Raw genomic sequence first — 24,858 nt, 5'->3', positions numbered from 1 at the left:
AAGTTGGGGCATAAGGGTGATTAAACTGAAACTTTGTTAATTAGAACAATAAAGCCAATGTGTAGAAAGAAGATAAATAGATGGAAACTCAAATACAACCGCTTGACCCGCTATTAATAGAACTTGGTCCACTTACCATCCACTGGTATGGTGTGATTATTGCAGCTGGAGCAATGCTAGGTCTATGGCTTGCAACAAGAGAAAGTGTTCGGCAAGGATTAGCAAGGGAAACGTTTATGGATGTCGTGCTCTATGCTATTCCAATCGCAATTATTTCAGCAAGAGCCTACTATGTTATTTTTAGATGGGATTATTATTCCGTGCATCCTGCAGAAATAGTGAAAATCTGGGAAGGTGGTATTGCCATCCATGGTGCATTAATTGGTTCTTTCATCACTGCCTATGTGTTTGCTAGAAAACGAGGCATTTCCTTTTGGAAGCTGGCGGATATTGCTGCTCCTAGTTTAATTTTGGGGCAGGCAATTGGCCGCTGGGGTAACTTTATGAATCAAGAGGCCCATGGTGGCGAGGTAACTCGAATATTTTTAGAAAATTTACATTTACCAACGTTTATTATTAACCAAATGTACATTGACGGCCATTATTACCAACCAGCTTTTTTATATGAATCTGTTTGGAACATGATTGGTTTTGCAATATTACTGGGACTAAGACGTGTCAATTTGAAGCAAGGAGAAATTTTCTTAAGTTATGTGATTTGGTATTCAATTGGTCGCTTCTATATCGAAGGATTACGAACAGATAGCTTGATGTTAACGGAAACATTAAGAATTGGGCAGCTCTTTTCCATTGCATTAATAGTAGCAGGAATTACTATTTGGAAGATTCGTCGTTCGAAAGAGAATGCTAAGCCCAATTATGTGAAAAAGCAGTCGTAGCTTTTTTGAAATAGTGGCGTAAGGAAGTAGTGAAATTCCAAGAATTATAGGTGTATATATGGCTAGAAATATAGATGAGAAACAGAGGGAAGGTAAAACGAAGTGGCTAATCCTTTTCGGTATTGTGCTTATCAGTTCTATCGCTTTTTTATTGATAAATAATGAGGATGTAAAAACAAAACAAGTTAATTACAATCTTAATTCTAGCCCTACTTTAGGCTATGTGGAATTAAAAATATCGGATTTAGATACTTCCTTGCGATTTTATCAGGAAGTCATCGGCTTTAAAGTATTAACAAAAGAAGAAAGCAGAGCAGTATTAACCGCGGACGGAAATACACCGTTGTTAACTTTAGTAGAGGATAAAGAAGCAGTTGATAGACCCGGCAGAACAACTGGTTTATATCATTTCGCTATACTTCTTCCAAAAAGACAAGATTTAGCACTATCGCTTGTTCATATGTCTCAATCAAACTACCCAATTCAAGGAGCTTCAGATCATCGAAACAGTGAGGCTCTTTACTTAGCGGACCAATGGTATTGAAATTTACGCTGATAGACCTCCAGACCTGTGGGAAAAAGATAGTAATGGTCAATACCTTGGCGGAACCTTTGCCATAGATATGGATAGCCTTCTAGCAGAAATAGATGGAGAAAAGTGGAGTGGACTCCCAGAGAAAACAAAGATTGGACATATGCATCTACAGGTGGCTAATATTGAAGAGTCTGAGAAATTCTATGTTGAAACATTAGATTTCAATATAACAAGATGGAAGAGAATCAACTAATACCACAAAGTTATTTGCTGCACAGTACAACGATACTGGCAGTATACAACTATTAAGAGACGATTACTCCAAAAGTAATCGTCTCTTTCTTACTTAAAGACTAAAAACTAAGAAAATAAATAGCTGTTCATACTCAGTTGGTATTTTTGGTGTTTGAATAGGTAATCCTTAGTTTACAAATAAAAACTAAGGAGAGTTGATTTTATGAACTTAGGAGAGAAAATATTATCAGATTTAGTGGTAGCATTAATAGAGTTATATCCAAATATCGAAGTGGAAACCACAAAGAATAAATTATCTACTGTTCTATCAGAGTATTATATTCAAAAAGTTAAATTAGGAGAGGTGCACCCTGATCTGGAGGATAAAATACAGTTGTTCATATCGGCCAAAAGACTAGAAGGTTTAAGTTCTATTACTCTAGACAACTATATCCTGGAATTAAGTATTTTTGCTGATGTCGTAAAAAAGAAGGCTGAGGACATAGCTACAGCGGATATACGAATGTACCTAAGTCAAGATGGATCCTTAAAAATGAGCACAATCAGAAAGAAACTATCTGTTTTAAAGAGTTTATTTAGTTGGTTGGCTTCTGAAGAATATATTAAACGTGATCCAACTACAAAATTAAAAGCTCCAAAAGATGAGTATCGTCTTCCTAAAGCGTTATCAATCGAAGAATTGGAAATGTTAAGAGAAGCATGTGAAACAGTTAGACAACGTGCTTTACTTGAAGTATTGTATGCAACCGGCTGTCGTTTGTCTGAAGTTTATGGGTTAAATATAGCTGATATCAATCAACAGAATAGGAGCACATTAGTTATAGGTAAAGGTGATAAACAAAGGGAAGTCTATTTTTCAATTAGAGCAATGTATCATTTAAATAAATACTTAAAACAACGCGAAGATGACTGTAAAGCCTTAATGATTACAGAGAGAAAACCTTATAGAAGGTTATCTAAACGAGGAATTCAAAGAGAAATAGGAATGATAGCTAAGAAAGTGGGTCTACAAGACAAGGTTAGTCCTCATGTGTTAAGACATACGTTTGCAACATTAACTTTAAATAATGGAGCTGAACTCGTAGCTATACAAGAGCTATTAGGTCACAGTTCAGCAGATACCACACTAAGATATGCCAAAATTACTCATGAACGGAAACGTGAACAACATAAAAAGTATCTAATTCAATAAGGTCTGTTTATCATTGGACCCATACTGTGTATGCAAATACTTATTTTAAGGAAGATTGTACTTTAAGTAAGGAAGTTAATATATTTGTTATTGATTTCCACAATCGTGCCAGATTGTTTAAGAATAAGGTTGCTAATTGGGGATGTACCAAACGATTATTTATGGTTCTTTATTCCTTACACAAAACAAAGGACTCGTCAAATTGACGTTTCTCTCAACTATTTAATCATTTTCAATTACAGTGTCAAAATAGATATCATTGTGGTAAAAAAGTTTTAATCACGCACCTCTGATGGAACCCTTAATACCAATACAAAGGATTCTTTTTAGTCTAGGATGTTTGCTCTTAAAAATGTTCATTTATTTTAGTCCATAATATTGTAGTAATATCATAAATTTGGAAAGGGAGCAGAGATTTTACCATATATATTCGTATATGTATCATTAAAGAAAACGAATAATACAGAATCTTGCTTTTCCTCATTTCTTGTTTATGATTCCAAGAGTATTTTTTTGTAGGGAAATTAATTCTATTAAATCAAAAGCACCATAATTTTACAGGTTGATATTATTTATATAGTTAATTTGTGCTATATTAATTTACAGAACAATAGATTTTCCAAAATTCACTGTAGGAGTAGATCTGAATTGGAATTTAAAGTTTTGCCAGTTGGTTCTGATGTAAATAAAGAAAAAAGTAGTTTTATTTATTTAGTAGAGGATAACTGGAATGATTGGTGGAAATATAGGGTGCTTTATCAAGTTTACTATAAGGATGAAATAGAAGAAGTACATTACATTGGTTCTGTGAAAATTGGAGAAAAGGATATGGGGGAAGAACAAGATAAAATTAACCTTCCAAATCATTTTAGTTCCCCGCTGGATAGGAAATTTTTCTCATTAGGACAGGATAAATACTATTACGAAAACTTAAATAGAATCAGTGATCAGTTTAGAGATGAATATCTTAGATACATGAATGACATTGCACTTGACTTGGATTTATTTGAAAAGGTTAAAAATTTAGGTGTGACTTCTGTAGCGTTATTAAGAGATATGAAAGCGGGAACGGTTAAAAAGACATTTAATAACTTAGCTAGAGGAAATTCATCTCTATCGGAATATAATTTTAGATTTGTTTTTCCTAATGAAGTAAAAGAAGATATCAATTATGAGCTAACATTTGAGTCAGAACCAGATTCTAACCCACCTACAAATGTACATGCTCTCATAGGGCGAAACGGGGTTGGTAAAACACATTTATTAAATAAAATGGTTGCCTCCTTAATGAGTAAAAAAGATCAGAATAAAGGATTAGGAGAGTTTAGTAATACCAACATATATCAAAGAAAAGAAAAGGTATTTGATAATATTATTTACCTTTCGTTTAGTGCTTTTGATGATGCAAAGTACTTTAATTCAAAGAAAATAAAGAGAAACGGGATTGGCTATTCTTATATCGGACTTAAACAGAAAGTAAGAACTAAACAAAGTACTAAAACGATTGTTCAAACTAAGAGTACTGATGAACTAAGGGATGAACTTATAGAAGGTATTTGGTTCTGTAAAAATATTCCTTCTAAGAGAGCTAGGCTTGAACAAGCTCTAAGCATGCTTAATAATGATCCTGTGTTTTCAATGTCGGGAGTTTCTGATTTATTAACAAATGATGAAGAGGAAGCAAATGTACAAAGGAAAGCAGATAATGAAAAACGTTTTTTGACAGAAGAGGAAAAAGGTCTTTTGAAAGAGCATTTTTTTGAGAAATCTTTCCCTATATGTAAAAAGTTTAGTTCGGGTCACAATATAGTACTTTTAACTATTACAAAATTAATACAGGAGTTAGAAGAAAAAACTTTAATTTTATTAGATGAACCAGAATCACACTTACATCCTCCTTTACTTTCTACTTTTACTAGAATCCTTTCAAATTTATTAGTAAGTAGAAATGGTATTGGAATAATAGCTACCCATTCACCTGTAATAATTCAAGAAGTACCGAGAAAGTGTGTTTGGATTATGAATAGATATGGTAGAGAGATGGAGTTTGAGAGGCCACAAATTGAAACATTCGGAGAAAATATTAATATACTCACCAAAGAAGTTTTCTCTTTTGAAATTACGAATTCTGGATTTCATAAACTTCTAAATGATGTCGCAAATAAAATAGATTCCTATGAAGAAGCTTTAGATTATTTTAATAATGAACTGGGTATGGAAGCAAGGGTTATTTTAAAAGCGCTATACAAATTAAGGGGAAACTTGAATGAGAAAGATTGATCAACCTGAATTTACTGCAGCAGAAGTTTTTTCTACTTGTATAAGTAAAGTTAGAAATAAAGATTTAAAAAAGAGGTTTCAAGCTGTTATCCCCTATATAACAAGTGCAGAAGAAGAATACAGAAAACTAGCCACCGAGTCGAAGTTATATACATTTAGTGATGAATTGTGTTCAAATACCAATGTTACTCTTGAAGAAATGAAAGCTGTCTATACACAAAGAATGGCTAATTCTGGAGGACCGGGGTATGAAACATATAACGCTCTAAAACGAGGGACAATAAACAGGACTTGTCCCATTTGTGGTCAAAGAAAGGTATCGACCTTAGATCATTATTTACCTAAGACTTCCTACCCTTCTGTAGTAGTTACACCAATAAATTTAATTCCTGCATGTTCAGATTGTAACAAAATCAAATTGGATGATGATCCTCAAACTAGCGAAGAAGAGACATTACACCCTTACTTTGACGATTTAGGAAGTGATAGATTTTTACTCGCAGAAATAATAAAAGATAACCCTCCAGTAGTGAACTTTTATATTCATCCCCCAGTCGAATGGGATAAAGTACTTACTGAGAAAGTAAAAAATCACTTTGATTCTTTTAAGTTAAACCTCCTTTACAGTATACACGCAATAGATGAAATTGTAGGACAAGCAGAATATTGGAAGCAACTAAATACAAAGGATTTAAAAGATCAATTAGCATTACAAGCAGAAAGTAGAAGAAAGGCACATCCCAATTCTTGGCAAACTGCATTTTATGAAGGGGCTAGTCAAGATGATTGGTTTTGTAGCGAAGGCTATAAAAAATTCATTGAATAATAAAAAACTTTACACAATTAAAAAAGAGGTTCGGTTTTCGAGAAGAAAATATTAAATTTGTCAGTTAAAACGCTACACTACACCTTTCTCTTATATAGTAAAGAAGGATTCTTAAACAAATAGAGTAACTGGCTGATTATTCAACCTTGATTAAGCAACAGACAAAAAACAACAGAGTCATTTGCTGCGCAGTACAAATATACTATTCAATAGAAAATGATATTGCACAATCGGTGTGATTGTGGATGACCAAAAGCCTAAGTCCTCGGTAAAAATAAATGTGATTTAGGCTATTTTACATCAAATTTGTTGACGTTTTTCTATTGGTAAATACTTTGACAGCAAGTGGTAAATTTTGTGGTAACTGCAGGTAAAAAACAAGGCAGAAATCGTACATTCTTGTGGCTGTAATCAGTATAAAGATCTTAGAATCCTTTACAAATAAGAAGGATTATTTTGTTTGATCAATTGATGATGCAAAACCGACTCTACGAGTAATACCGTTTCAAACGTCGACTTGTAATCTACTGTTTCGGTTTCTCTGTGTTCATTTTGGTAGCCGGCTGATAGATTGACAGATGGGATGCCGAACTCAGCAAATACCATCGCATCACTAATACCACCTGGAGTGACTTTCCAATCGTCCATTCCAGCGAATGTGCCTGCCTTTTCAAATAATCTGCCATACTCTTCTGGACAAAAATGTACATAGTTGCTCCAAGACGTAACAATATCCCGGTTACCACGGCGGTCAATTACAATGGCAGCGTCAACATCCTCAATAAAATTATGGTCGATGGCGCGAGATCCAAGGCAGCCAATTTCTTCTTCGACGGTAAAAGCCACTTTCAGGGTTCCTCTAAAATTCGTCTTTTTCACTCTAGATAGAATTTCGAGAATCGCCGCAATTCCTGCACGGTCATCGGCGCCAAGAATTCCTTCTGAACTCCTTAGAACGGAATTTTCTTCTATAATTTTTCTTCCTTCCACAATTTCTTCCACGGTATCCAAATGAGCGGATAGAAGAACAGTGGGACCATCTCCAAGTTGCACAAACCCGAGAAGATTGCCTTTCCGGTCGATAAAGGAGTGATCGATAAGCGAGATCAATTTATTTCGTACTCTTGAACGAAATTTACTTTCGTCTGTGCTAGCACCTGGTACATTTAAGCACTCTACTAGCAAACCTTTACAATGATGTGCCTGAAGATCCTTTATAAAACTTGGATTCTTCCATACATGATATAGATTTTCAGCGAAATCAAGTAACTGCGACTGACCTTTCTTAGGATAGGCCACTCGGATGTTTTTACCTTCAATTCTGATCCGTAGACTTGGAGGTACTGCTGCCTTTAATAGCTCAAGCTGTTTTCCATTCGGGTATTTCTTTAGAAAAATTCTCGCCTCGCCACGGCCATGCCCGTCACAGCTGCCAAAGGTATAAATTCCAAGTTCGTTCATCCAGCGGATCACTCCACGGATATAGGGGTCAAAATCAGTAATCGGTAAATCGCCAAGTACTGGGTCAATCAGCATTCCTCGCCCAGGGGAATCGATAGTTTTAGCAGATTCCTGCAGGAAGGAAATAAAATCTGCATCCGTTATCTGTTCACCAACTTCATGAAACCATTGTTCTGTACCCATTAGTAGTTTGCAAGCATTGCAATCCTCACCATGAATGGAACGTATTAAATCTTCTTTGTGCAATCCATGTCTTGCCAATAAAATTTCTTTGTTTTTCATACTCATCATCTCCTCTTTGTTTATAATCGAAGTATAGCAAGGCAATTGTGACTGACTGTCACAGCATGAGAAGAAGGTAATTGACAAAGTAAAAGGGATTTTTTCAAAGAGGGGTGAAAAGGAAGATGAGGGATTGTGATGATGAGACCCATCCAATGATGGAAGAAAAACGATTACAAGAATTACTTGTCGCGGCCAAAAAGCAAAGAGATAAAACCCTTGAAAAGGAAATAACCAAGAAACTGGTGAAATTATATGTTTCCCAAGGGGAGTATTTTAAAATGGCCGATAAGCCTGACCCAAAATTAGCAAGAACATATTTAGAAAAAGCACAACAAATGCAAAAAGACCACCCAGTTGCAAATTATCGATTGGGATTTCTTTATTATCGTAACCGGGAATATACGAAAGCCGTTTCCTTTCTTGAAAGAGCATTGGACGGTTCAATGGAAGAAGAATTAAATGATACCCAAAGGATGCTTGCAAACATGTTTCTCGTCAATTGCGGCATCAAGATAGCAAAAGAAGCCATTCAGGAGATTAACGATATCGAAGGTAATGTGTATACAGACCTGGAGATTGAAAGAATAGAGCGGTATAAAAATGAGATTCTCGTACTAGATGAAGAGATCTTTGATAAAATGTTTTACCGAAAAATTGAACATGGGAGAGAAGAAAAGATCGGAGAATATGAATTTATCAACTTGAAACCTGATAAAAACCAAGTGCTGTTAAAAAAATCCGATCACGGAATGGAAATTCATTTTCAAGATTTTGAACCGACTTCGTTGAATCCAAAGGCTTTTTATACCTTATATGGAATCGTAACCGCCAAAAGCTTCAGGACATATAGGGAGTTACGAGAAATTGCTACGAAGGGAAGCGGGCAAGAGGTAAGTAATGATTATATCCGGCAGATTATCCGTCGCTTGTCAAGAGACTTACCTTACTGGGGACATATTGTTGAAACTACATCTATTTTACATCCAGAAACAAGGCGGGCTATGGCAGCTATTAAGCTGGCGGATGGGTTTTTGGCTTGTGTTCTTTGTCGTGTGGAGGATTTTTTACCTGATTAGACGGGTGGATAAGGTTAATTCAACAATATAAATAAAAGTATATCTTTATTAAGAATCTGTGAATACATTTTCGTCTAGTTCGACACCGACCACCGGTATCTTTAGGTAAAAACGAGTTAAAATAGTAAATGCCTTAAAGTGTATTGGGTTAATGAAGATGATAAAATATTTATTAAATAGATTAAAAGTTTTTCAAATGAGGAGTTTTATGAGTGAGAAGTAAGGAACGAGGCCATTTCTGCAAAGGATGTGTGGATTTTCTACCTAATGAAAAATTTAGCGGTAGAGGTCACCGTGAACATCTGTGTAAAGAGTGTAAAAAAGCAGGTAAATTAGTAAGTACTGAGTCAAATTCCCATTATAATCGAAATTTTCACCTTCTATCCAAAGCTATTAGAAACTGTATGATTGTTTATTTATGCAAAAAATACTACGAGACAATGGATAACGGCCATAGTTTTGATTATGAAGAATTGATATACAATGAATATGTAGAAATATCAAAGAAACGCCGACAACATCTTGAATTAATATTATCCATTCAACATTTGAAGTAATTTAAGAAAAGTTAGAGGAAGAATATGGAAGTTGAAACAAGAACCTTACATTTAAATAATAATTTTACACCTTGTCATACTAAAGAAAACGATGAAATCTTTGGTGTTGGTATATTTCGATTTAATATATCTAAAATTATGGAGGACATTCATTCTGGTGAACTAGTTGTTGATAAAGAAAATATTAATATTAAAAAATGGTTTAGGTGGTATGGACATAATTCATCTTTAAATGAAGACCATTTACCTACAGTTGATGTAGATAGTATTATCATTCAAGCTGAAATCCGACCTGGAATATTTTCTATCATAGATGGTAATCACAGAATAGAAAAAGCATTTCGTTTAGGGAAGTCTTCAATCTGTTCATTTAATTTAGTGGGTGAGCAATTAATTCCGTATTTGATAACATATAAAGGATATAAGCTTTTGTAGAAGATTGGAATTCGAAATTATACGTAAGAAATTGAAATGAAAGATTTAATTTATAAGATTTTTTGAAGGGATAAACGAGTATATGAAGGTGAAGCTTGAAAATATAATTGAAGGAATAGAGATGCAATCGGATGAAAACCGATCGTTTCTTAATCTAGATACTGGGGAAATCGTTTATGTCTCACAAAAGGCGCTATTAATTGCTGAAGATGGAGAGGACTATGAACACTTATCTGAATGGGAACGAGATGAAGTGAAGCTAGCCTTGGATATAGTAGACAATTTTGGAAAGTTTGCTGCGTTTCCTTCTCAATATGATATTAATGAGTATGATATGATGGAAAGTTTTTGTTTTAGGGTAACAGATATTAATATGCAGGATGCATTACTCAAATCAATTCGTGTAAAGGGAGCATTCAGACGATTTAAGGATAATATCAATCGTTTAGGAATAACTGAAAAATGGTATGATTACCGAGATATGAAATATAAGGAAATAGCTCAGGAATTTTGTGAAACGAATGGTATTGACTATAGCAAATGAATGCTTATAATCAATTGGTTTATATCCTCATTCCTTTGTTTTATTTTGATTATTTGGTTGGTTATAATATCCGAAATAAAGAGTCAGTCCCCCAGTGAGCTAATACTTTAACGGGATGTGGGACTGACCCCACTTCCCCTAATTAAAGTAAGAGATTGAAAGGTTTTCGGATTATTGACAAAAACCTCTTATAGACACTATAATAAATGTCATAAATTGTTCTCAATTTAATAGGAGATTCGACATATGAAAAACAACATGCTGGAAGAATTATGCTACCTTCATACGAATCTATCGAAGGAAGACGTTTTACAATTACAAGAGTTAGTCGGAAATTTACCTTTAATCGCTGACTTGAATAAAGCAAATATTTTTGTTGATTGTTTAACAAAAGAAGGAAAGCATGCGATTGTCGTCGCAGAGGCTGCGCCGACAACGACTAAACCAGTATATAAAAAATCTGTTGTGGGAAAGTTTGCATATGAAGCGTTTGAACCTTCCGTTCTCTATACATTAAGGACCGGGAAGCCAGCGTTTCAAAACCGAGCATTAACCCAAGAGGGAAAAACGGTAGATCAAAGTGTTGTTCCAATTAATGGCGCTAATGACCGGGTAATTGGTGCGCTCATAATGGAAAAGGACGTTAGTGAACAGCTCCAAAATCAGCAAAAAATGGAAGCGTTGTCAGAGGCGACTGAAACATTGAGTGAAATTCTAATCGGTTTGACTGAAAATCGTCCAATTATACCTGAGATGATTGAAGAATCTCTCTTCTTTATCGATCAAGAGGGGAAAATACTCTATTGTAATCCTTCAGCAATTAACCTAATTCAGGAAATAGGCGAAAATGATAGGTCGATAATACTGCCATTAGTTTCTTATTTTCCTAGAATTCAAGCGATCCTCAATGAACCTGAAGAACTGATAATTCAGGAAGTGGAGATGTTAAATAAGGTTTTTCAGGTAAAAAAAATAAAACTTGATCAGTTTGACAAAGCAAATGGCATGTTTGTTATTTTTAAAAATATTACTGAACTAAGAGAGAAAGAAAAAGAATTGATAGTTAAATCAGTGGCAATACGTGAAATTCACCACCGTGTTAAAAATAATTTGCAAACGGTTGCCAGTCTTTTACGGCTTCAAATGAGAAGAGGCCTGCCTGAGGAAAGCAAAGTCCATTTTGTGGAGAGCTTAAATCGCATTACAAGTATAGCCTCGGTTTATGAAGTCATATTGTCCAATTCAAGTGTGGATGATGTTGATATTTATAAGTTACTTGAAAAAATCGGCAACATGCTTGTTTGGGAATCTGAGCATGAGAATAAAAAAATAATGATTTCCTATTCGGGGCAGCACCTGCAGATTAAATCAAATAAAGCAGTATCAGTTGCCTTGGTGATAAATGAATTAATCCAAAATTGTGTAAAACATGCCTTTAAAACGATGGATGAAGGTAAAATTGATGTCCTATTTGAGCAAAAAGGCAATGATATTGAGGTTCAAGTGATCGACAATGGGGAAGGATATTCGTCAAAGTCAAAACCTTCATTAGGATTAGATATTGTCAGAATGATGGTAGAGCATGATTTATCTGGTTATTTTTCGATTCAACGAACCGATATAGGGACGTTGGCCACTGTTACATTCCCCGTAGAAAGGGAGATGAGTCTATCGTGAAAAAAAGAATTATCGTGGTGGAGGATGAATCCATTGTCCGCCTTGATATAAAAATGATGCTCGAGGATGCTGGTTATGAGGTAATTGCTCAAGCTGGTGATGGAGAAACAGCAGTAGAACTTGCTATTTCATTAAAGCCAGATTTAATCATAATGGACATTAAAATGCCAAAATTAAATGGCTTAAAGGCAAGTGAAATTATCTCCAAAAAAATGAATACGCCAATCCTTATCTTAACCGCTTATAGTCAAAGAGAGTATATTGATAAGGCGAAGCAGGCGAATATTATGGGGTACCTAGTAAAGCCGATCACAGAAGCCAATTTGATTCCAGCCGTAGAAATAGCGCTAAGACAAGCAGAGAATACCCAGGTTTATCGTGAGCAAGTGGAAAACATGAATAAACAGCTGTTGGAAAGAAAAATGGTTGAGAAAGCAAAAGGAATCCTCATGGATAAATATAATATTCCAGAAGATGCTGCCTATCGAAAAATGCGAAAAATTAGTATGAACAAGCAGGTTACACTGGAAAATGTGGCGAAGCATATTATTTTAAAATATAATGCTTAAAATCATTCACAAGTGAATAAACTGGGCAAGGGTGCTCTGCGGTTTTGAAGTTAGGAACCGTACGGCACCCTTTTGTCTTTTTTTGCAAAAAGTGGAAGCGTATTCACTTGGGAGATTGTCTCATTTTCCATTTACTATATATTTTTAATACGATCAAGGAGGGGTTAAACATGGAGATGGTAGGAAAAGTAGTAATCTACATTATCATGACATGTGCAGTAATGGGGGCAGTTGCCGCAATTCGGAATAGTGATGATGGATTGGGTAAACAATTTATGGAAGGGTTACATGCGGTTGGGCATATTTTTGTGCCAGCTGCGGGGATCATGGCTTCAATTCCATATCTATCATGGTTTATTGACAAAGTTTGCGGTCCGTTTTTTGCGGCAATTGGTGCGGATCCAGCGATTGCGGCCACAGCCATACTCGCCACTGATATGGGAGGTTATCAATTAGCTGAAGTGTTAAAACAAACGCAAGAAGGATGGATCATGGCGATGATTGTTGGCTTCATGGCTGGTGCCACAATCGTTTTCTCAATCCCAATGGGACTTGCGATGCTTGATAAACGAGACCATAAATATATGGCTCTTGGTGTCATGGCAGGGGTATTAACGATTCCTATTGGAGCACTTATTTCTAGTACAATTATTGCTCTTTCCAATTCAAAAGTCCGTGATTTTATATCGACTTCTGGAGAGGCGAAATTCCAATTTGCCTTAGGTTATGGACAAATATTGTTAAATTTAAGCCCGCTATTATTATTTGTTGTTGTGATTGCAGTAGGCTTATATTTCCTTCCGGATTTAATGATTAATGCATTTATGTGGTTTGGAAGAATTTTAGATGCAGGTATCAAGCTTGTTCTAGTTTTCTCCATCGTGGAAATTTTCACAGGACTTTTTTCCAACGTATTAGGTGGTTGGGGCTTCCACCCAATCATGGCGGATAAAGCAGATCAATTCCGCGCATTAGAAACTGCTGGGTATATCGGTATCATGCTGGCTGGTGCATTTCCAATGGTTTACTTGTTGCAAAAGTATGCAGGGGGTCCGCTTGAAGCACTTGGCCGTAAGCTTGGGTTAAGTAAAGAAGGCAGCGCCGGATTGGTTGCAACGATTGCCAATATCCTTGCGATGTTTAAATTGGTTAAAACGATGCCGCCAAAGGATAAAGTGATCAATATTTCTTTTGCGGTCTGTGCAGCTTTCTTATTAGGAGACCATTTATCTTTTACCGCTAACTTCCAGCCAACTTTAATCCTTCCTATTATGATTGGTAAAATTTCCGCTGGTATCATCGGAATCGGTCTTGCCTATTGGTTATCGGTGCCTAAAGCACTTGAGTTAGAGAAAAAGGATCGTGAAGCTGGTATCATTGGTAAGGATGAGTATTTACCAGCAAAAGAAAATGAAAAGAAAGTAGTGTAATTGAAATGAGTGAAGAGAAAAAACGATTTATACAGGAATTTGTACCAGGAAAACAAGTGACATTGAGTCATGTAATTGCCAACCCTGATCCGGATATGTTTGATAAACTTGGAATTACGCCGGGGGGAGCCATGGGAATCTTAACGTTAACACCTAGTGAGACGGTGATTATCGCCGGGGATTTAGCAACGAAAGCAGCGGACGTACAAATTGGCTTTTTAGATCGTTTTACAGGAAGCCTGGTCATTGTAGGCAGTGTTTCTTCAGTCCAAATGGCAATGGAGGAGATTAACCGATTCTTATCTGATGTTTTACGCTATACACCTGCTGCGATTACAAAATCATAATGGAGGTTGATAGGCGATGACGAAAAAAAATCGGGCAATGCTAATCGGCTCCATTGGTGCTGGGAAATCAACTTTAACGAATGCTCTCCTTGGGCGTGAGGTCCCGGCGGTTAAGACCCAAGCACTTGTTTATCGTGACTGGCTTGTTGATACACCAGGTGAGTATACGGAGAATCCCTTATTCTACAAAAATATTATGGCAACGGCACTGGAAGTAACTCACGTTTTATATATGCAGGATGCGACAAAGAAAAAAATGATATTTCCTCCAGGATTTAGTAGAGGTATAACGAAGTTACCAATCGGGGTTGTAACGAAATGCGATTCAGAAAAGGCAGATATTAAGGAAGCGATTCGACTCTTAAAAAGAGTGATACCAAGTGGTCCCATTGTCATTACATCGGCATATACTGGACAAGGATTGCAAGAAATAAAGGAACTAGTAAAATGCAGCTCAATGGATGAAATGAAGAATTATACGAAGACCATTCCCGAAGAAACAGCATTTTTTTTATGAAACCCTTTACAAAAAAGAATGAATAGACTAAAATACCAATATAACAAGTGAATATAGTAGGCAAAGGCGCCTTATACAATCGGTCATTTTTCTGATGGATTGTATGGGGCGCCTTTTTGTTTTTTTAAAAAAAGAGGTGATCTTCATTAAACGATATGAGCCTCAGCATGAGGAGATTCTTAGCGCGGGTATTGATATTGGTACCAGTACGACCAAGCTTGTCATTAGCAAGTTTTCCCTCATGAATATGGCAGGCGGGATGCATATGCCGAGAATTGAGATTATTAACAAGGAAGTATTGTATCGCAGCCCAATCTATCGGACGCCATTATTGTCTTCTACAGCCATTAATAGTAGTGAAGTAGAGTCTCTAGTTCAAAGAGAATATGCAAAAGCTGGGATAAAGGCTAAGACAATAAAAACAGGTGCTGTCATTATCACTGGTGAAACCGCTACGAAACAAAATGCACAGGTAATGGTCCATCATTTATCCAATCATGCAGGAGACTTTCTCGTCGCGTCTGCCGGACCTGACCTTGAGGGGATTATAGCTGCTAAAGGTTCAGGTGCCTTTGAATATTCAAAGAAGTCAGGGAAAGTGATTGCCAATATCGATATCGGAGGGGGAACCAGCAATGTTGCCGTTTATAAATCAGGGAAACTACTGGGAACCTGCACCTTGCATATTGGCGGCAGGCTGATAGAATTTGCGGGTTCAAAGATTAATAGTATCTCGCCGCCGATAAGAGAATTATTTCAACAGTGGCAGATACAAGTAAAAGAAGGCGATCAGCGGAAAAATACAATCATAAAAGGTCTGACAGAATTTATGGCGTCCGTCATTGCAAGGATGTTAAACAGACAGTTGCTCAATACGGATAAACCTTTACTTTTAGGTCATGGACCGAATTGGCAGGAAGACATTGATGCGATTATGTTTTCTGGAGGAGTCAGCGAATGCCTTTATAAATACGAAACAAATTCACCAATAACTGCACAATATGATGATATCGGAGAAATTCTTGCTGCATCACTTTGGGAAAGCAAGGAATTAGCTCAGTGGCCATGGATCAAACCGGATGAAACCGTACGGGCTACCGTACTTGGAGCAGGCACACAAACAACGGAAATCAGTGGGGCAACCATTCAAGTGGATAGCAGTCAATTACCACTGCGTAATTTACCCGTTTTTCAGGTTCCCTTTGGTCATGATTTGCAAGAGGGCCTAAAGAAACTTCCTGCAGCCGTTCAATACGCAGTTGAAGTGTATGATTCACAGCGAGAAGGACAAAACTTTGCCTTGTTTTTAACGGAAATCCCGTACTTAGGTTTTCGTGATATTCAACAATTAGCTGCTGCAATCTTGGAATCCATGAAAATCAAACCGAATGAGGATCAGCCGATAGTGATTGTTTTGGAAAGCGATCATGCAAAGGTTCTAGGTCAAACTATGAAAGTTCAAAATCCGAAGCAACCTATCATCTGCATTGATCAAATTCGGGTGGAAAATGGAGATTATATCGATATTGGACACCTGCTGCAAACAAGTGTGGTGCCAGTTGTGATTAAAACATTAACGTTTCATCATTAGGAAAGGAGGATTTTTCCTTGAAGCTGCAAACGAATTACTTAGGAACCGTCTACCAATTCGCTTCCTTAAAGGATCTATTTGCGAAAGCAAACGAAGAAAAATCCGGCGACCGTTTAGCGGGCTTAGCAGCTGAAACCGTCCAAGAACGGATTGCTGCCAAATTAGTACTTAGCCATTTAACGCTCTCGGATATACGTGAAAATCCATTACTTTCTCCCGAAGAGGATGAAGTATCACGGATTATTGAAGGTCAAATCAACGATCCTGTCTATCAATTTATCAAAAATTGGTCCGTAGCTGAGCTTCGCGAATATATTTTGAACGATACGACAACGGGTGAGGATTTAAAAAGACTTAGCCGTGGATTAAATAGTGAAATGATCGCTGCAGTGGCTAAGCTGATGTCTAACCTTGATCTTATTCATGCAGCAAACAAAATTGAAATTTTAACAAAATGTAATATAACAATTGGATACAATGGGACACTTGCTTCACGTCTGCAGCCTAACCACCCGACGGACAATGTCGAAGGAATGATAGCTTCCCTCAAGGAAGGGCTATCGTATGGGATGGGTGATGCGGTGATCGGAATTAATCCAGTTGATGATTCAGTAGAAAGTGTTAAGCGCTTGCTTCATGCTACTCATAATTTTATTAAGGAGTGGGAAATTCCCACCCAAAACTGTGTCCTTGCCCACGTTACTGCACAAATGAAAGCCATCGAGCAAGGGGCGCCAGCGGACATGATTTTCCAAAGTATTGCCGGAACAGAAGCAGCAAATCGCTCGTTTGGTATTAACGCCTCTTTACTTGAGGAAGCCAATCATATGGCAAAGACTTTAGGGACAGGAACTGGACCACAGGGTTTGTATTTTGAGACAGGTCAAGGCTCAGAATTATCAGCAGAAGCTCATTATGGGATTGATCAACTGACATTGGAATCAAGAAATTACGGTTTTGCCCGCCATTACGATCCATACATCGTTAATACCGTTGTTGGATTTATTGGACCGGAGTACTTGTATAACAGCAAGCAGGTTATTCGCGCCGGCTTAGAGGATCATTTTATGGGGAAAATGCATGGCATTCCGATGGGCGTTGATATTTGCTATACGAACCACATTAAAGCAGACCAAAATGACATTGAGGATTTGGGTGTACTATTAACGGCTGCTGGGGTTAATTTTATCATCGCGACGCCAATGGGTGATGATTGCATGTTAAATTACCAATCGATGAGCTACCATGATGTCGCTACCTTAAGACAAACGATGAATAAGCGCCCCTCACCAATTTTTAGTGAATGGCTCGAGAAAATGGGAATCCTCGAAAATGGCAAGCTGAGTAAGATTGCTGGGGATCCAACCATTTTTTCCCGATAGGAGTTGAAGAAAATGAATCCTGAGCTTATAGAAAAAGTTACAAAGCTAATTGTTGAAAAATTACAAACCGCAAATGAATCCGAAACACAAGTGACAGGAATCAGCGGGGTGCCTCGTGCGGTCGTGAAATTCTGGGATCACAAATCAAATGAAAAACCAAAAATTTCAAATAATTCACCAATAACTGAATCTAGCGTGAAAGAAAAGGATTCTGTGGGACTGATTCAATTTGGTAATTATGGGACAGCAAATCCAAAGAATGATTTCACTGAAAGTGTTGTGCTGACTTCTTCACAAATTGAAAATCCATCTAATCCGGAAGAGCTGCAAGAGCTTATTGCGAAAACACCGTCACGGATTGGGGTCGGAAGAGCCGGTCTGCGTCCGAAAACCGACACATGGTTAAAATTCCGTTTTGACCATGCGGCTGCAGTAGACGCAGTATATGGAGATGTAAAGGAAGAACTTTTAAATCGTCTTGGTCTCTTTAAAGTAAGCACGAGGGTAAGCGATAAAGAAGTATACATCCGGCGCCCAGATTATGGACGAAAGCTGGCAGATGAGACAAAGCAATTAATTAGTGAAAAGTGCCGTAAAGAACCAACTGTACAAATTATTATTTCCGATGGGCTGAGCTCCAGTGCGATTGAAGAGAATGTTGAGGATGTGTATTTATCTCTCCAGCAATCATTACAAAGTTTAGGGCTCGATGTCGGAACGCCATTTTATATTGAAAAAGGCCGTGTAGCTGTCATGGATGATGTCGGTGAATTGCTTCAGCCGAAGGTAGTAGTTTTGTTAATTGGTGAACGACCGGGTCTTGTTAGTGCTGAATCCCTTAGTGCCTATTTATGCTATATGCCAAGAAGAGGGACGATTGAAGCAGACAGAATGGTCATTTCGAATATCCATAAAGGCGGAATCCCTCCAGTTGAGGCTGGTGCGTATATTGGGACTGTCATTCAAAAAATACTAAAATATGAAGCTAGCGGAGTTTCGCTTGTTCAAAAGGAAAGCTAGGGGGTAATAAGTTTGGCTTTAGAACGTATTTACGCTGATATATTAGCAGTTCGCGTGATTCCAAATGTTGACCCTGATTTGGCAAAACAGTTTAACCTAAAGCCATATCATCGAAGTCTGGCCATCTTTACCTCAACCGTTGATGATATTGGCTACACAGCCCTTGATGAAGCAACGAAACGGGCGGATGTCGAGGTGGTGTATGCGAAGTCCTTTTACGCTGGTTCAGGAAACGCCTCCGGTCCATTATCGGGAGAAATGATTGGGATTATCGCTGGACCATCACCAGATGAAGTTCAAAGCGGGATGGATGCGGTTCAACAAACAGCTGAATCAGAAGCCTATTTCGAAGCACTAAATCAGGAAAAAACACATGCGTTATATGCGCATGTCGTTTCAAGCACTGGTTCCTATTTATCTGCTGAGGCAGGAATTAGAATAGGCGAACCATTGGCTTATTTAATAGCCCCTCCATTAGAAGCTGTTTATGGCTTAGATGCGGCTTTAAAAGCCGCAGATGTAAAACTAGTAAAATTTTTCGGTCCGCCATCTGAAACCAACTTTGGCGGTGGTCTTTTGACAGGAAGTCAATCTGCGTGCCAAGCGGCAACAGATGCATTTCGGGAGGCGATCCTAGATATCGCTGATAAACCAATTAAATATTGATTTACTGAATGAGGGAGTGTGTAATGGTGCAATTTGATCAGGATCTCCAATCCATCCAAGAAATGCGTGATTCTGTCCAGCGGGCAAAGGAGGCGCAATTGAAATACTTGACCTACACACAGGAACAAGTAGATGAAATTGTTAAGCGCGCCGCACATGCGGCATATGCTAAATCTCATGAACTTGCCAAAATGGCAGTAGAAGAAACAGGCATGGGTATTGTGGAGCATAAAAAAATAAAAAATGAAGTCGGTTCCATGGCTGTTTATGAATCGATTATGAATGAAAAGACAGTTGGGATTATTCATGAGGATCGTGTGAATAAGGTAACCGAGGTTGCCTATCCCTATGGAGTGATTGCAGGGATTATCCCTACGACGAACCCAACATCAACAGCTATTTTTAAAACATTAATTTCTTTAAAAACTAGAAACGCAATCGTCGTCAGCCCGCATCCACGCGCTGCCAAATGTACGATAGAAGCACTAAAAATCTGTGAACAGGCTGCGATTGAAGCGGGAGCGCCAGAAGGTCTCATCGGCTGGATTTCCAAGCCGTCAATGGCTGCAACAAACGAATTACTGAAGCACCGTGATGTGAATCTTATTTTAGCAACCGGCGGAGGCGCCTTAGTCCGTGCAGCCTATAGCTCTGGTAAACCGGCATTTGGTGTAGGACCGGGGAATGTCCCTTGCTATATTGAAAAAAGTGCCAATATTGCTAAGTCAGCATCCATGATTATTGATAGTAAATCATTTGATAATGGGACAATTTGTGCAACAGAGCAATCACTTGTAGTCGACCGTAATATCCTGCAGGTTGCCATCCGGGAACTAAAGAATAACGGGGCGTACATTTTAAACGCTGAAGAGAAAGTAATCCTTGAAAAAGTAATTTCTCCTGCACCAGGTAAATTAAACCCGGATATTGTGGGCCAAAGTGCCATTAAAATTGCCGCAATGGCAGGTATTACTGTTCCATCCGATACGAGGGTATTAATCGCAGAAGAATCAAGGGTAGGGAAAGAGGTTCCATTTTCGATTGAAAAACTATCGCCAATCTTTGCTCTATATACAGCGGATAGTTATGAGGAGGCAAAGGATTACTGTCTTAAGCTTCTCAATCTTGGTGGCAGAGGGCATAGTCTGTCGCTTCATACGAATGATGAAAAAGTTGCAAAGGACTTTGCGCTTGAAATGCCTGTATCAAGACTCATGGTCAATACCCTATCATCGATTGGAGCAGTCGGGGGAACAACGGGATTAAAGCCATCGCTGACACTGGGCTGTGGTTCATTTGGAGGAAATATAACTTCAGATAATGTGACAGCCCGTCATCTCATCAATATTAAGAGAATGGCCTATGGAATTAGAGAGGCCTCAATCCCGAAACCATCACTTGAAAATAAACAAAAAAATGATGCGAAAGATGTTGAGTTTATCGTTGACCAAGTATTAAAACAAGTTAATCCTAAAGGCGAAGTTGACGCAAATGTAATCGCACAAATGGTAAATCAAGTTATTAAACAATATCAAACTAACTAATTAGGGGGAAATGAAAATGAGTAGAGAATTAACAGCATTAGGAATGATTGAAACTAAAGGATTAGTAGCATCTGTAGAAGCCGCAGACGCAATGGTGAAGGCAGCAAATGTTCATTTAGTTGGGAAAGTTCATGTTGGCGGCGGGATTGTTACTGTTCTTGTCCGTGGTGATGTAGGTGCTGTTAAAGCAGCAACAGAAGCAGGTGCAGCAGCAGCAACACGTGTTGGGGAGCTTATGTCTGTTCACGTAATCCCACGCCCACACAATGAATTAGAAAGCATTTTACCAAAATTAGAGGTTCAACTATAATAAAAGTTTAATAGGTTAGGAGCAAGAAACATGGAACAACAGGCCATACAATCAATTGTGAATGAAGTAGTTTCACGGTTAAAGGGAATTTCTGTCAAGACTTTATCGATACCTATGGCTGTTTCTGCTCGGCATTGTCATTTAAGTAAAAGCGACTTGGAAGCCCTTTTTGGTGAGGGTTATGAATTAACAAAAAAAGCGGATTTATCACAGCCAGGTCAATTCGCTGCGAATGAGACCATTACGATTGCAGGACCAAGAGGGAGCCTTGAAAAAGTGCGCATTCTTGGTCCTGCGCGTAATATGACCCAAGTGGAAGTGAGTCAAACAGATTCCGTTAAACTAGGTTTGAAGCCGCCGTTAAGAGAATCTGGAGATATCAAGGGTTCTGCTCCGATTACATTGGTTGGACCAAAGGGGAGTCTCTATAAAAAAGAGGGGCTGATCATTGCCCAGGCTCATATTCACATGACGCCGGAAGATGCCGACCACTTTACTGTTGAGAATGGGGAATATGTTAAGGTGGAGGTTGATGGGGAGCGCCCTATCATACTTGGCAAGGTTTTAATTCGCGTTTCTCCAAGGTATAAGCTTGAAATGCATGTCGATACAGATGAAGCCAATGCCGGTTTTATTACTGGGAAAACAATAGGTAGACTTATAAAATACGAGGAAGCATCATTATGATTGATCACAAAATGGTTGAGCAAATCGTCCATGAAGTAATAAAGCAACTTTCCGTACCAGTAAGCAAACCAAAACCAAATCTTCTTTTAGTCGGGGAACCCATATATATTGAACCAACACTATTAGAGAAAATGAAGGGTCATTGGAATGTATTAAAAGCTGAATCCTTTACAGGAAAAGAATTACACATGCTCGACCAAGTGCTTTTCCTCCATGTAACACAGGATTTGCTGGTAAAGGGAGCACTTGGTTTTTTCGATACGGACGATAGTAAATTGCTTTCACGCTGCATGATGGAATCGATACCCGTTTCTCTCATTCCAACCGCTTTTTTACAGGAGCAGTTGTTGGAGAAAAATTCAAAGAACAAGGCTTATGTACAGCACTTGCTAGGATATAAGGAGAATTTGGAGAAATTTGGAGTTAAATTTGAGACATTTGAGAGCTTTATGAGCAATGGAACCGAAGCCAAGCTGGATCCAGTATCAAATTCTCATATGAAAAAGCTGTTAACACAGAGAGATGTAGAGGAAAGTAAAGAAGACCAAATTGTGATTGAGAAAAGTACCATTATTACTCCTTTAGCGCGTGATACGGCACGGGCGATGGGAAAAAGCATCATGGTAATTGAGTCAAAAGGGGCGAAAGCTTAATGCAAAAGGGGACAGTGATTGGTAACGTATGGGCTACTAGGAAAGAGGATGATTTGCAGGGGTTGAAATTTTTGTTTATCCAGCCGGAATACCCTGACCGAACCCCAGCTGGAGCACCATTTATTGCGGTGGACCGAATCGGGGCAGGCTTTGGCGACCAAGTCATCGTCACTAGGGGGAGTGCTGCTGCCAATATGTCCGGTGATACAAAATTGCCCATTGATGCCCTGATTATTGGTATTATTGATTCCGTTGATATAGATACGAAACGAGGTGAATGATTGTGGCAAGAGCATTAGGTATGATTGAAACTAGAGGATTAATCGGATCGATAGAAGCGGCAGATGCCATGTTAAAATCGGCAGATGTCACTTTGGTTAAGCAAGAGAAAATAGACGCAGCCCTTGTAACAGTATTAGTTCAAGGTGATGTCAGCGCTGTTCAAGCAGCTGTCGATGCAGGTAAAGCAGCAGCAGCCCGAGTGGGAGAACTCGTTTCTGCCCATGTCATTCCACATCCAGATGAATCCATCAGAGATGTTTTATTAAAAAAGGATGATAAGAGCAGAGAAGCTGCCAAAGTTCCTTCCGAGCCGAAAAGTACCATCAAGAAGAAAACAGCAAATAAACTAGATGAAGATAAATAATCCCAAATTTTGTTGAACGGGGGAGAAACATGGCTTTTACACGTAGAAAAATAGCGGTTATTGGAGCTGGATTCACAGGTGCAACCGCTGCTTTAATGCTGGCACAAAAAGAGCTGGGAGATGTTGTATTAGTTGACATTCCAGCACAATGCAATCCCACAAAAGGGAAAGCACTCGATATGCTCGAAGCTGGACCAGTTCAAGGTTTTAATTCAAATATTACCGGAACTTCCAACTATGAAGATATTCAAAATGCTGATCTTGTGTTAATTACTGCAGGTCTTCCAAGAAAGCCAGGGATGAGCCGCGATGATTTAGTTGCAACAAATGAAAAGATTATAAAAGATGTTTCAGAGAAGATTAAAAAATATGCCCCAAACAGCTACATCATTGTCCTAAGTAATCCAGTCGATGCCATGACATATGTATGTTATAAAACGACTGGCTTTCCGAAAAATCGCGTCATTGGTCAATCCGGTGTATTAGATACAGCACGCTTTAATACTTTTGTTGCGCAGGAATTAAATGTTTCTGTTGAAGATATTTCTGGTTTTGTCCTGGGTGGCCATGGCGATGATATGGTCCCATTAGTACGATATTCCTATGCCGGTGGAATCCCGCTAGAAAAAATTCTTCCACCAGATAGAATTGAAGCGATTGTGGAGCGAACACGTAAAGGCGGTGGTGAAATCGTGAACCTGCTTGGACAAGGCAGCGCCTATTATGCTCCAGCAGCTTCCATGGTCCAAATGGCAGAAGCAATTTTAAAGGATAAAAAACGGATTCTTCCATCCATTGCCTATCTTGAAGGGGAATATGGATACAATGATATTTACCTAGGAGTACCTACCATACTAGGTGGAAGCGGTATCGAAAGCATTATCGAAATCCCTATGACCAATGAAGAAAAAGCGGCACTCAACGAGTCCGCCCAATCGGTTAAAAATGTAATGAACATATTAGAAACAGCAAAAGCTTAACAAAAAAGGATGTCCTTAAATTTGGGGACCACTGAAATAGTAACTAAAAGGTAGAAATCTCATATTATTACGAACTTCTACCTTTTTTAATTTTATTATTAAGGTATCCATTTTAAGTTGCATTTGAAATCTTCATGGCATGGCATGCTAATTTTGTCTCGATTGATAGAAAAAAGCGATTGTTTTGATGAATAATGAAACAAGGTCTCCAATCATTATCTACAGTCATAAAAAAAAGAATACGGGAATAAGGCAGTAGCCCTAAGTTTGAGAAGTTTTTCTACTGGGAGGTGTTTCAGTTGATTGCAGAATGGTAAAATAAAGTTTCTGCTGAAAGCAATAACTTAGAACGATCTGAAATAAATTAACTGGTGACTTTTTTGCTACTTTGCGTTACCTTCCCTTTAAAATAGGGATGAAACAAATTCTTCTCCCAGTTAGATTTAAGGAAAAAGATATTTCTCAAGCAGAAATCGATATCCTACATGCAAGCT

Annotated in this window: 27 protein-coding genes; 26 read left to right on the top strand and 1 reads right to left on the bottom strand. The window is 38.1% G+C overall.

Going from position 1 to position 24,858, the window contains the following annotated elements; translation table 11 throughout:
* Positions 1 to 80: 80 nt before the first annotated feature.
* The 6 genes from lgt to QFZ28_RS15870 all read left to right on the top strand — a co-directional run bounded on the left by lgt (position 81) and on the right by QFZ28_RS15870 (position 5,987).
* Positions 81 to 899, top strand: a complete 819-nt coding sequence (gene lgt / locus QFZ28_RS15895; RefSeq protein WP_307195540.1) for a prolipoprotein diacylglyceryl transferase — start codon at positions 81 to 83, stop codon at positions 897 to 899.
* A gap of 58 nt (positions 900 to 957) precedes the next feature.
* Positions 958 to 1,443 carry a VOC family protein gene (locus QFZ28_RS15890; RefSeq protein ID WP_307195539.1) on the top strand — a complete coding sequence of 162 codons (486 nt, stop codon included), beginning with the start codon at positions 958 to 960 and terminating at the stop codon, positions 1,441 to 1,443.
* 79 nt (positions 1,444 to 1,522) lie between these two features.
* Positions 1,523 to 1,687 carry a hypothetical protein gene (locus tag QFZ28_RS15885; protein ID WP_307195538.1) on the top strand — a complete coding sequence of 55 codons (165 nt, stop codon included), beginning with the start codon at positions 1,523 to 1,525 and terminating at the stop codon, positions 1,685 to 1,687.
* A 204-nt stretch (positions 1,688 to 1,891) separates the two neighbouring features.
* Positions 1,892 to 2,881 (top strand): tyrosine-type recombinase/integrase, encoded by a 990-nt coding sequence (locus QFZ28_RS15880; protein WP_307195537.1) that lies wholly within the window; start codon positions 1,892 to 1,894, stop codon positions 2,879 to 2,881.
* A gap of 648 nt (positions 2,882 to 3,529) precedes the next feature.
* Entirely contained in the window at positions 3,530 to 5,161 is a 1,632-nt protein-coding gene (locus tag QFZ28_RS15875; RefSeq protein ID WP_307195536.1) for an AAA family ATPase, read from the top strand.
* Entirely contained in the window at positions 5,148 to 5,987 is an 840-nt protein-coding gene (locus QFZ28_RS15870; RefSeq protein ID WP_307195535.1) for an HNH endonuclease, read from the top strand. Before QFZ28_RS15875 ends, QFZ28_RS15870 begins: the two co-directional genes overlap by 14 nt.
* 435 nt (positions 5,988 to 6,422) lie before the next feature.
* Here the strand turns inward: QFZ28_RS15870 and QFZ28_RS15865 are convergent, their stop codons facing one another.
* Positions 6,423 to 7,730 carry a M20/M25/M40 family metallo-hydrolase gene (locus QFZ28_RS15865; protein WP_307195534.1) on the bottom strand — a complete coding sequence of 436 codons (1,308 nt, stop codon included), beginning with the start codon at positions 7,728 to 7,730 and terminating at the stop codon, positions 6,423 to 6,425.
* A gap of 125 nt (positions 7,731 to 7,855) precedes the next feature.
* Between QFZ28_RS15865 and QFZ28_RS15860 the strand changes: the two genes are divergently transcribed.
* The 20 genes from QFZ28_RS15860 to mdh all read left to right on the top strand — a co-directional run bounded on the left by QFZ28_RS15860 (position 7,856) and on the right by mdh (position 24,364).
* Positions 7,856 to 8,809, top strand: coding sequence for a hypothetical protein (locus QFZ28_RS15860; protein ID WP_307195533.1), 954 nt, complete (start codon positions 7,856 to 7,858; stop codon positions 8,807 to 8,809).
* Between the two features lie 212 nt (positions 8,810 to 9,021).
* A complete protein-coding gene (locus tag QFZ28_RS15855; protein ID WP_307195532.1) occupies positions 9,022 to 9,366 on the top strand; it encodes a hypothetical protein in 345 nt (114 codons plus the stop codon).
* Between the two features lie 24 nt (positions 9,367 to 9,390).
* Complete coding sequence (locus QFZ28_RS15850; protein ID WP_307195531.1) at positions 9,391 to 9,801, top strand: hypothetical protein; 411 nt, start codon at positions 9,391 to 9,393, stop codon at positions 9,799 to 9,801.
* Between the two features lie 82 nt (positions 9,802 to 9,883).
* Positions 9,884 to 10,345 carry a UPF0158 family protein gene (locus QFZ28_RS15845; RefSeq protein WP_307195530.1) on the top strand — a complete coding sequence of 154 codons (462 nt, stop codon included), beginning with the start codon at positions 9,884 to 9,886 and terminating at the stop codon, positions 10,343 to 10,345.
* A gap of 246 nt (positions 10,346 to 10,591) precedes the next feature.
* Positions 10,592 to 12,022 (top strand): sensor histidine kinase, encoded by a 1,431-nt coding sequence (locus tag QFZ28_RS15840; RefSeq protein WP_307195529.1) that lies wholly within the window; start codon positions 10,592 to 10,594, stop codon positions 12,020 to 12,022.
* Positions 12,019 to 12,591, top strand: a complete 573-nt coding sequence (locus tag QFZ28_RS15835; RefSeq protein ID WP_307195528.1) for an ANTAR domain-containing response regulator — start codon at positions 12,019 to 12,021, stop codon at positions 12,589 to 12,591. The genes QFZ28_RS15840 and QFZ28_RS15835 overlap by 4 nt, the downstream gene beginning before the upstream one ends.
* Positions 12,592 to 12,761: 170 nt before the next feature.
* The gene (gene eutH, locus QFZ28_RS15830; RefSeq protein WP_307195527.1) at positions 12,762 to 14,021 is read left to right on the top strand and encodes an ethanolamine utilization protein EutH; all 1,260 of its coding nucleotides are present in this window, start codon (positions 12,762 to 12,764) and stop codon (positions 14,019 to 14,021) included.
* Positions 14,022 to 14,026: 5 nt separating this feature from the next.
* Positions 14,027 to 14,368: a BMC domain-containing protein gene (locus QFZ28_RS15825; RefSeq protein ID WP_307195526.1), complete on the top strand. Its 342-nt coding sequence runs from the start codon at positions 14,027 to 14,029 to the stop codon at positions 14,366 to 14,368.
* Positions 14,369 to 14,384: 16 nt separating this feature from the next.
* Entirely contained in the window at positions 14,385 to 14,885 is a 501-nt protein-coding gene (locus QFZ28_RS15820) for a EutP/PduV family microcompartment system protein (RefSeq protein ID WP_307195525.1), read from the top strand.
* 145 nt (positions 14,886 to 15,030) lie between these two features.
* On the top strand, positions 15,031 to 16,476 hold the full coding sequence (locus tag QFZ28_RS15815; protein ID WP_307197044.1) for an ethanolamine ammonia-lyase reactivating factor EutA: 1,446 nt from the start codon (positions 15,031 to 15,033) through the stop codon (positions 16,474 to 16,476).
* A gap of 17 nt (positions 16,477 to 16,493) precedes the next feature.
* Positions 16,494 to 17,858, top strand: a complete 1,365-nt coding sequence (locus QFZ28_RS15810; RefSeq protein ID WP_307195524.1) for an ethanolamine ammonia-lyase subunit EutB — start codon at positions 16,494 to 16,496, stop codon at positions 17,856 to 17,858.
* Between the two features lie 12 nt (positions 17,859 to 17,870).
* Positions 17,871 to 18,878: an ethanolamine ammonia-lyase subunit EutC gene (eutC, locus tag QFZ28_RS15805; protein WP_307195523.1), complete on the top strand. Its 1,008-nt coding sequence runs from the start codon at positions 17,871 to 17,873 to the stop codon at positions 18,876 to 18,878.
* A 12-nt stretch (positions 18,879 to 18,890) separates the two neighbouring features.
* Positions 18,891 to 19,544 carry an ethanolamine utilization microcompartment protein EutL gene (gene eutL / locus QFZ28_RS15800; RefSeq protein WP_307195522.1) on the top strand — a complete coding sequence of 218 codons (654 nt, stop codon included), beginning with the start codon at positions 18,891 to 18,893 and terminating at the stop codon, positions 19,542 to 19,544.
* Between the two features lie 23 nt (positions 19,545 to 19,567).
* Entirely contained in the window at positions 19,568 to 21,088 is a 1,521-nt protein-coding gene (locus tag QFZ28_RS15795) for an aldehyde dehydrogenase family protein (RefSeq protein ID WP_307195521.1), read from the top strand.
* 16 nt (positions 21,089 to 21,104) lie between these two features.
* The gene (locus tag QFZ28_RS15790; RefSeq protein WP_063255493.1) at positions 21,105 to 21,398 is read left to right on the top strand and encodes a BMC domain-containing protein; all 294 of its coding nucleotides are present in this window, start codon (positions 21,105 to 21,107) and stop codon (positions 21,396 to 21,398) included.
* Positions 21,399 to 21,428: 30 nt separating this feature from the next.
* The gene (gene pduL, locus QFZ28_RS15785) at positions 21,429 to 22,085 is read left to right on the top strand and encodes a phosphate propanoyltransferase (protein ID WP_307195520.1); all 657 of its coding nucleotides are present in this window, start codon (positions 21,429 to 21,431) and stop codon (positions 22,083 to 22,085) included.
* Positions 22,082 to 22,738: a hypothetical protein gene (locus tag QFZ28_RS15780; RefSeq protein ID WP_307195519.1), complete on the top strand. Its 657-nt coding sequence runs from the start codon at positions 22,082 to 22,084 to the stop codon at positions 22,736 to 22,738. Before pduL ends, QFZ28_RS15780 begins: the two co-directional genes overlap by 4 nt.
* The gene (locus tag QFZ28_RS15775; RefSeq protein WP_283865481.1) at positions 22,738 to 23,019 is read left to right on the top strand and encodes a EutN/CcmL family microcompartment protein; all 282 of its coding nucleotides are present in this window, start codon (positions 22,738 to 22,740) and stop codon (positions 23,017 to 23,019) included. Before QFZ28_RS15780 ends, QFZ28_RS15775 begins: the two co-directional genes overlap by 1 nt.
* A 2-nt stretch (positions 23,020 to 23,021) precedes the next feature.
* The gene (locus QFZ28_RS15770) at positions 23,022 to 23,384 is read left to right on the top strand and encodes a BMC domain-containing protein (protein ID WP_307195518.1); all 363 of its coding nucleotides are present in this window, start codon (positions 23,022 to 23,024) and stop codon (positions 23,382 to 23,384) included.
* A 29-nt stretch (positions 23,385 to 23,413) separates the two neighbouring features.
* Positions 23,414 to 24,364, top strand: coding sequence for a malate dehydrogenase (gene mdh, locus QFZ28_RS15765; RefSeq protein ID WP_307195517.1), 951 nt, complete (start codon positions 23,414 to 23,416; stop codon positions 24,362 to 24,364).
* Positions 24,365 to 24,858 lie beyond the last annotated feature (494 nt).

Origin of the sequence: Neobacillus niacini (assembly GCF_030817695.1) — a bacterium.
GTDB lineage: Bacteria > Bacillota > Bacilli > Bacillales > Cytobacillaceae > Neobacillus > Neobacillus niacini_F.
This window is presented reverse-complemented; position numbering and strand designations above follow the sequence as displayed.